Source organism: Kocuria aegyptia (genome assembly GCF_039530085.1).
In the GTDB taxonomy this organism is placed as follows: Bacteria; Actinomycetota; Actinomycetes; order Actinomycetales; family Micrococcaceae; genus Kocuria; species Kocuria aegyptia.
In genome coordinates this window covers 1-7,481 of record NZ_BAAAOA010000043.1, presented here as the reverse complement: position 1 = coordinate 7,481, position 7,481 = coordinate 1, and the positions used below count along the sequence as shown (strand labels likewise).

The 7,481-nt window shown below is 63.5% G+C and carries 5 protein-coding genes and 1 pseudogene; 5 read left to right on the top strand and 1 reads right to left on the bottom strand.

Features of this window, described 5'->3' with window-relative positions:
- Window positions 1-286 (bottom strand): aldehyde dehydrogenase family protein (locus ABD220_RS14165; protein WP_344123607.1); only part of this gene is annotated, 286 nt, incomplete at its 3' end.
- Between the two features lie 92 nt (window positions 287-378).
- Between ABD220_RS14165 and ABD220_RS14160 the strand changes: the two genes are divergently transcribed.
- The 5 genes and pseudogenes from ABD220_RS14160 (at window position 379) to ABD220_RS14145 (ending at window position 6,824) form a co-directional block, all read left to right on the top strand.
- Entirely contained in the window at window positions 379-2,034 is a 1,656-nt protein-coding gene (locus tag ABD220_RS14160; protein WP_344123605.1) for a PucR family transcriptional regulator, read from the top strand.
- Window positions 2,035-2,307: 273 nt separating this feature from the next.
- On the top strand, window positions 2,308-2,769 hold the full coding sequence (locus ABD220_RS14155; protein ID WP_344123603.1) for a hypothetical protein: 462 nt from the start codon (window positions 2,308-2,310) through the stop codon (window positions 2,767-2,769).
- A gap of 302 nt (window positions 2,770-3,071) precedes the next feature.
- Entirely contained in the window at window positions 3,072-4,619 is a 1,548-nt protein-coding gene (locus tag ABD220_RS14150) for a sugar transferase (RefSeq protein WP_344123601.1), read from the top strand.
- A gap of 454 nt (window positions 4,620-5,073) precedes the next feature.
- Window positions 5,074-5,223 (top strand): annotated as a pseudogene (locus tag ABD220_RS18120) (DapH/DapD/GlmU-related protein); the annotation flags it as partial.
- 119 nt (window positions 5,224-5,342) lie between these two features.
- The gene (locus tag ABD220_RS14145) at window positions 5,343-6,824 is read left to right on the top strand and encodes an O-antigen ligase family protein (protein WP_344123599.1); all 1,482 of its coding nucleotides are present in this window, start codon (window positions 5,343-5,345) and stop codon (window positions 6,822-6,824) included.
- Window positions 6,825-7,481: the final 657 nt, after the last annotated feature.

The following is a 7,481-nucleotide window of genomic DNA, read 5'->3' as shown; positions in this document are numbered from 1 at the left end:
TCCCGGTGGCCCGCCAGCCCGGCAGGGCCAGCTCGGCGGCCTCCACCGCGGTGGCGACCTCCTCCGCCGAAGCCAGCAGCACCCGGCGGGCGACCTGCCCGGTGGCCGGGTTGAACACCTCGCCCGAGCGGGCCGAGCCACCGCGGCGGGCCCCGTCGATGAAGTGCTCGATCACCTCCCCCACCCCACCCGGGTCCTGGGTGCCGTGCTCGGCGGCCTGCTGCGCCCGGGCCTCGGCGTCCTGCTTGGTGTCCTGCAGGTCGTGGGTCGCAGTACGTTCCAACATCGTTCGGTCCTTTCGGAGTGCGGGATGCGACAATGTGTCCTGAATCACATTGATCCTCTGGGCACCACCATGGCACAGGAAACGGAGATGACATGCCGACAGACAGCACGGATTCTCCGCCCGTTCGGACGATTCGTCCGGCCGCGGCCGAGCGGCTCGTGCCCACGGTGCGGGACGTCGTCGGGTCGCCCGAGGTGGCCGTCGGCCGGCCGGAGGTCCTCACCGGCGCGGCCGCGATGGATAGACCGGTGCGATGGGTGCACGTCCTGGACGGCCCCACCGTCGAGGGAATGCTGTCCGGGCAGGAGCTGGTGCTCTCCACGGGAGTGGGCTGGCCTCCCGACGAGGAGCTCCCCGGCTACGTCGGAGCCCTCGCCCACGCGGGGGCGGCCGGGCTGGTCCTGGAGCTGGGCGCTCGTTACCGCACCGTGCCGGCCGAGCTCGTGGACGCCGGCCGGGAGCTCGACCTCCCGCTGATCGTCCTGCACCGGAGGGTCCGGTTCGTCTCCATCACCGAAGCCGTGCACCGCCGCATCCTGGCCGCCCAGATGCAGGCCCTGGAGGTCCGGGACAGCGTCCACGATCTGTTCACCGAGCTCATCCGCACCGGAGCACCGGCCGACCACATCGTCCATGAGGTGGCGCGGCTGCTCCACAGCCCCGTGGTCCTCGAGGACCTGTCCCACCGCGTCATCACCTGCTCCCCGCACGGCGGGGACATCGCCTCCCTGCTGGCCGACTGGCGCGACCGGTCCCGCCTGGCGCACGAGCGCGGCAACACCGGCCGGTGCGTCGCCGTCGTGGAGGCCCGGGGCAGGAGGTGGGGCCACCTGATCGCCGTCCAGGCCCCGGACTTCCCGGGCGGCGCTGACTTCGTCCTCAGCCAGGCCGCCGTGGCGCTCTCACTGGACCGGGCCGCCAGCCACGGGGCTGACGAGTGGCTCCGCCTGAGCCACCAGCAGCTCCTCGACGACGTGGTGCAGCGCCGCCTCTCCGGCGTCGACGCCCTCGCGCACCGGCTGGAGGCGACCGGGATGACCGTCCGGGACCGGCACCTCGTCGGCGTCGCCCTGAGGCCGCACCGGTCCCGGGACGGCAGCATGAAGCCGCTGGACGCCCCGGCAGCGTGCGACGCCGTGCTGGCCGCCGCCGGGACCACGGGGGCCGATGTCGTCTGCTCGCAGGTCACCCTCGACACGCCGCTGCTCCTGGCGGCCGTGTCCTTCCCCCGCAAGCACCATGATCCCGACGCCGACGTGGACCGGATCGCCGCCCACGTCGTCGCCGCCCTGGGCGTCCGGCTCGACCTCGCAGCCGGCGCGGTGGCCGACGACGTCCGGGGTCTGCTGAGCTCACTGGATGAAGCCATCGAACTCCTGAACCTGACGAACACCGCGTCCAAACCTTCCGCAGGAGCGGTCGTGCGTGCGGCCGGTCAGGAACTGCCCCTGCTCTTCAGCCGTCTGCGGGACGAGCCCCAGGTGCAGGAGTACGGGGAACGGGTCCTGGGGCCCCTGCTCGCCTACGACGCCCGGCACGGAACGGACCTGCTCCAGGTGCTGACCGCCTATCTGCAGAGCCCCGGCAACCGCACGCGGGCAGCCGCCCACAGCCACCTGTCCCGCTCGGTGTTCTACCAGCGCCTCGCCGTCATCGAGAAGCTGCTGGATCGCTCGCTCGAGGACGGCCACACGATCGCCGGCCTCTACAGTGCCCTCCTGGCCCACCAGCAGATCGGTACTAGGTGACGGCTCCGCCAGCCCTGGCACGACATGTGTCCGGAGCGGACACTCGTGCTTCGCCGGGGACGCGCCCCGTGGCACCGCGCCGACCCCGTCCCTATTGGACAATGGTCGACACCGAACCACTTCCCGCATAGGAACACGGCCCGGACAATAGACTTTTGTCCTGCCCGATGGGGACCATGTGGGGACAAAAACCGGCCCCCACCAGGGCCGTCACCCGGATACGCTCGGAGCACCCCAAGAATCCGTACCCCTCGACGGACAAGCGAGAACCCGATGCGCACCTCCCCCCTGGCCACCGACATCCAGCACTACCTGCAGTCCTGCTCCCCCGCAGGCCTCGAGCTCCTGGACCTCGACATCGTCGAGGACGTCGCCGAGCTCACCCTGGCCTTCACCCCTCAGGCTCTCGACCGGGTGCTGCGCACCCAGCTGGCCACCACCGGCACCCCGGCCGACTGGGACTGCCCGAAAGCGCCCATGGAGGCCGGCACCCCCACCTGGGCCTACGCCCTGGAGCTGTCCTACCTGTTCAACGAGCACTACTTCGGCCACCTCCTCCTGGAGCGCCACGAGGCCGCCCTGGGCCAGATCCTTACTACCCACGGCCACGTGGGCACCCCGGTGGTGTTCCGCCCCGCCTACACCCCGGACTGCCTGGCCCTGAACCTGCGCCGGCTCAAGGCCGAACACCTCCGCGCCACCGGCCACACCCCGGCGCACGCGCGCGCCGCCTGAACGGCACGCACACCAGAGCCACGGTCCCCCGATTGGGGGACACATCATGGCACCATCATCGACGGAGCGAACTTCCTCGCGCGACGACGTGATCCCCGTCACCACTAGGCACAACACCGTTCCGCGAGTTCCCGGCACGGGAGAGTGCAGGTGCAAACACCTTTCGTCATAGAGCCTGTTTCATCGATTTGCGCCCCTAAACTGGCGACAAGTGCAATGCAGCGCGCGGTCATCGTCTTCCCCTCGGGCTGGGAGAGACCACCCCAGGTGACCGCGTGCTTTTTCGGGGAGGGAGCCAAGTCATGCTCAAGGTCAATCATGTCGCCCACGCGGCCACGAAGAGTCACACCCAGGAGCAGGCAGAGCAGCGCCACCAGGACCACGTCGGCCGCACCCCCGCGTCCCAGACGGGGTGGCGCTCCGCCTACCTCAACCGCCTGCGCTGGGCGGATGCCCTGGCCGTGATCGTCGCGCTAGTCGGCACCCACCTGCTCCGCTTCCAGCTCGAGCACGCCGGCCTGGACCTGGGACCGCGGTCCGTGCCCTACGCCATCGTGGGCATCGTTCTCGCCTTCGTGTGGTGGACGCACCTGGGCCTGCGCGGCGCCCGGGACGTGAGGCTCATCGGCCACGGGATGGAGGAGACCCGCCAGGTGGTCACCTCGAGCCTCATCCTCTTCAGCGCGATCGCCATCATCTCCTTCGGCTTCGACCTCCCCACCGCCCGCAGCTACGTCCTTGTCGCCTTGCCCCTCGGCATCGGGCTGCTCATCCTCGGCCGGTTCGCCGTGCGGGACCGGCTGGTCAAGGCCCGGTACCGGGGCGAGGCGCTTTCCCGGACCATGGTGGTCGGACGGCTGGGCGGTGTCACGGACCTCATCAAGTCCCTGCGCCAGCACCCGACCTCTGGGCTCGAGGCCGCCGCCGTCTACGTCCCCGAGACCCGGCACCCCATGCCGGCGGAGCTGCAGCGCGTCAAACTGCCCCCCAACGCCCTGGCCCCCGGTGAGCGCCCCTCCGTGCAAGGGGTCATGGACGCCTGCCGCCGGCACGGTGTCGAGACAGTGGTGCTGTCCTCGAATGTGCCGCTGAGCACCACGGAGATCCGCCACCTGAGCTGGGAGCTCGCCGACGCCCACATCCGGCTGGTCATGGACACCGGCCTCACCGACATCGCCGGACCCCGCATCCACATGCAACAGGTGGCCGGACTCCCTCTCATCCACGTGGCCACACCGCGCCTGAGCCGCAGCCGAGCGCTCACCAAGCGGCTGATGGACATCTTCGGCTCCGCGACAGCCCTGCTGCTCCTCTCCCCCGTCCTGCTCACGCTGGCCCTCATCGTCAAGGCGCACGACCAGGGCCCGGCCTTCTTCGCCCAGGAGCGCATCGGTCAGGACGGCAGCCGCTTCAAGATGCTCAAGTTCCGCAGCATGCGCACCGATGCCGAACAGGTCCTACAGCGGCTTAAGGAGCAGAACGAGGGCGCCGGCCTGCTGTTCAAGATGAAGGACGACCCCCGCATCACCGGTCCCGGCAAGTGGATGCGCCGGTACAGCCTCGACGAGCTCCCCCAGTTCTTCAACGTCCTCAAGGGCGACATGTCCCTGGTGGGCCCCCGCCCCCCGCTCCCCTCCGAGGTGGAGCAATACGAGGACTACGTGCACCGCCGGCTGCGCGTACGGCCGGGCATCACGGGCCTCTGGCAGGTCTCGGGGCGCTCGAACCTGGACTGGGAACAGTCGGTGCGCCTGGACCTCTACTACGTGGAGAATTGGTCGCCGGTGCAGGACATGCTGATTTTGGGTCGAACTATCAAGGCTGTAGTAGCAAGAGATGGAGCGTATTGATGGATATGCCCGAAAGAATCGAAAGCGAGTAGGTAGGCACGACACCATGTGCGTGCGGCTGGTGTATATTTCCCATCCTCCTTCTCGGATGCTCTAAATCACCGGGTGTCGTGAGCGCATTGGACCTCGCATTGCCAGCCCTTCACCCCTCGGCACAGATCATTAGAACGGAACAAAGTTGAAGTTACTGGTAAATGCCACCAACAGGCTTCCCGCAGGGTGGCGGTGGACCATTCTTTCGCGCATGCTGGGTCGCACCCGAGCGGCACGTGCCCTCGGGGTGAGAGTCGGCGAAGGCTGTCGCATCGTCTCCTGTGTCGTAGCCGCTGAGTATGACCTCGTCGAAATTGGTGATCGCGTTACTGTCAGCAGCGAGGTGCTGTTCATTACTCACGACGGATCCGGATGGTTAACACGGGATGACCGAGGCCGACGCTACAGGTTAGCTCGAATCAAAATTGGCAATGACTGTTTCATCGGCGCAAGAAGTTTAATTATGCCCGGCGTGCAGGTAGGCGATCGATGCATCATTGCTGCAGGAAGCGTCGTCACCAAAAGCGTACCCACCGGGTCAGTCGTAGGAGGAAATCCCGCACGTATAATCGGATCGTTTCAAGACTTCCGTGATCGCACGCTACGAACGTGGGCAACTGATCGAAGGGTCGACGCAGATTTCCGCCCACCTATGCAAAGCCTAGACCCCAAACTGAGGGGCATGCGATAGTGAAAATCGGATCCATTGTGCAAAATAACGCCGAGGTATTGCCTCTTATTATCGGTGCAAGCGTCGTTGTTGCTGCAGGGGCCCTTGGGGCTGCCAGCGACACAGCGGTCAGCCAATTCATGTTCATCAGCATTGCGGGGATTTCAGCGTTACTTGCACTTCTTATGCTCCCTGTCCACGTGCTGCCAACACTGGCGGTCGCCGTCGTTATTTTTGTTCCGGATCGCCTTATGGATGCCGCTGGCTTTCCGCTAACGACACCGTCTGCCGTCATTCTCATCGTATGGGCAGTGCGCAAAAAAATGCACGGCAAACTAATTGACTATAATCAATTTAGGATCGGCACTCGAGCTATCCCCAAATCCTTAAGCATAGTCCTTTTCCTGTTCTCAGCATGGCTGATCCCTAAAACGCTATTTTCCGCTCTTCCCTCTTTCTCGGTCGCGTGGTTACTCACCTTCCTAATGGCCGTTTTTATTCCGCTCTATGTGAGAAAGCGCGAACTCGAAGTCATCCTTCTTCGACAGTCAATTCCCGCCCTCATATCTATTGCGGCCATCTACGCCATCGTGCAGTCCATTATGCAGACGAACTTCATCTACGACCCCCTTTACCTCATGGTGGGCAGGGACTCGGTGCAGCACTGGGAGGTTTACCGCGCCGATGCTTCGCTCGGCCACCCGCTCACGGCAGGACTTGTCTTTGCCGTGGGACTGGCATTTTCAGCAGGGCGCTGGATCGAGACGCGACGGAACGCTTTTCTTATGGCATGCGTCCTGCAGGGCCTTGGCTTGATGCTCACAGTGTCCCGCGGCTCCTATGTTGCCGCTGGAATGGCCATCGCCTTCCTCGTACTGGCCGCAATTGTAACCGGTCGCCGCTTTAGTCGCACCCGCGCATTCCTACTAATTATCAGCTTCGCCTCGTTCATCGTATACGTATTGCAGAGCGATGCGTTCGTCAAACGAGCCACAAGCGACGAAGCAGCCGCATCGACCGATGCTCGAAACAACCTGTTTCAAATTGCACTCGACGCTACAAGCTCCACAAATTGGCTGGGGGGTGGGTTAGCTGCGTCCTCAATTGTCGCCGCGCCATACAATTTTCAGGAGCTACCGATTGAGAACTCCTACTTCCAAATTCTTATCGGTATCGGTATGCCAGGACTTCTGATTTTCGTTTCCCTTTTAGCTCTAGCCATTCGGTTAGGCTATCGATACCGCAATCTTGCCGCCGCCTCGGCGATCGTGGCTTTTGCCGTCGCAATCTCCGGATACGCTGCAATTGACACCGTACTACCTCTTATAACACTACTTGGACTACTGGTAATGATGGCTACAACCAATCTTCGTCCACTGTCAGCCCATAATCATCACATTCGAGGAACTAAACCGATCGGCAACACGACAGCTGGATCACAGGTGCCTACACACAGCCCGCACATTTCCCACGCGAGGGTGTACTCCGATCGCATTGGATAGGTGTTTCCGGTTCGCACGCACGGTCAAATGGGAGACCGGTCAACTAATTGGGGACACAAACGCTTAGGATTAGTTCATTCACCGACAGATTGTGTGTAAGCGCCTTTTCGTGCGCGGAGCACCATAATAGCAGCTATATAGTAAAAATTCAGGATGGTCCTATTTTGGCCATCCAATTACCAATAGGGTGGTCTCCACGCTAACAGCCACCGTTACTTATGGACGACTTCTGTCATCATCGGTATGCTGGCGTCTTTTACACAGCCCTGGGCCCGTCGCGGAGTGGCATGCCGTCCATTGGTCAGCCGCAGTTGGTTTTTATGACATTGCTATACCCTACTCCGTTCCGTTCTGGATTTGAAATCCCAGTGCATGGTCAACAGTTATGGCCGCATGACATCCTTCGAACTCGGGCCACCTTCGTCGCCTTTTAGGACTGCATCGTACCCCTACTCGACGTACACTATTGCAAACATACCGTCTACCGCCACGGGAAGTCCGCGACATGAAAAAGGCACTCATCTGCTTCACAGCTTTTATAATCCTGATGGGCAATGCATGGACAGGCCCAATGGCTCTTGGCACGGAAATCTCCGCGGCGTCTGCGGTGGGGGCGGGAACCTACGAAAACACCACAGATGCGATTACTTTCGAGGG

Bases quoted from the DNA above. Each gene is read 5' to 3' on its own strand.
- ABD220_RS14150 (WP_344123601.1), top strand. From the start codon at position 3,072: ATGCTCAAGGTCAATCATGTCGCCCACGCGGCCACGAAGAGTCACACC.
- ABD220_RS14155 (WP_344123603.1), top strand. From the start codon at position 2,308: ATGCGCACCTCCCCCCTGGCCACCGACATCCAGCACTACCTGCAGTCC.
- ABD220_RS14160 (WP_344123605.1), top strand. From the start codon at position 379: ATGCCGACAGACAGCACGGATTCTCCGCCCGTTCGGACGATTCGTCCG.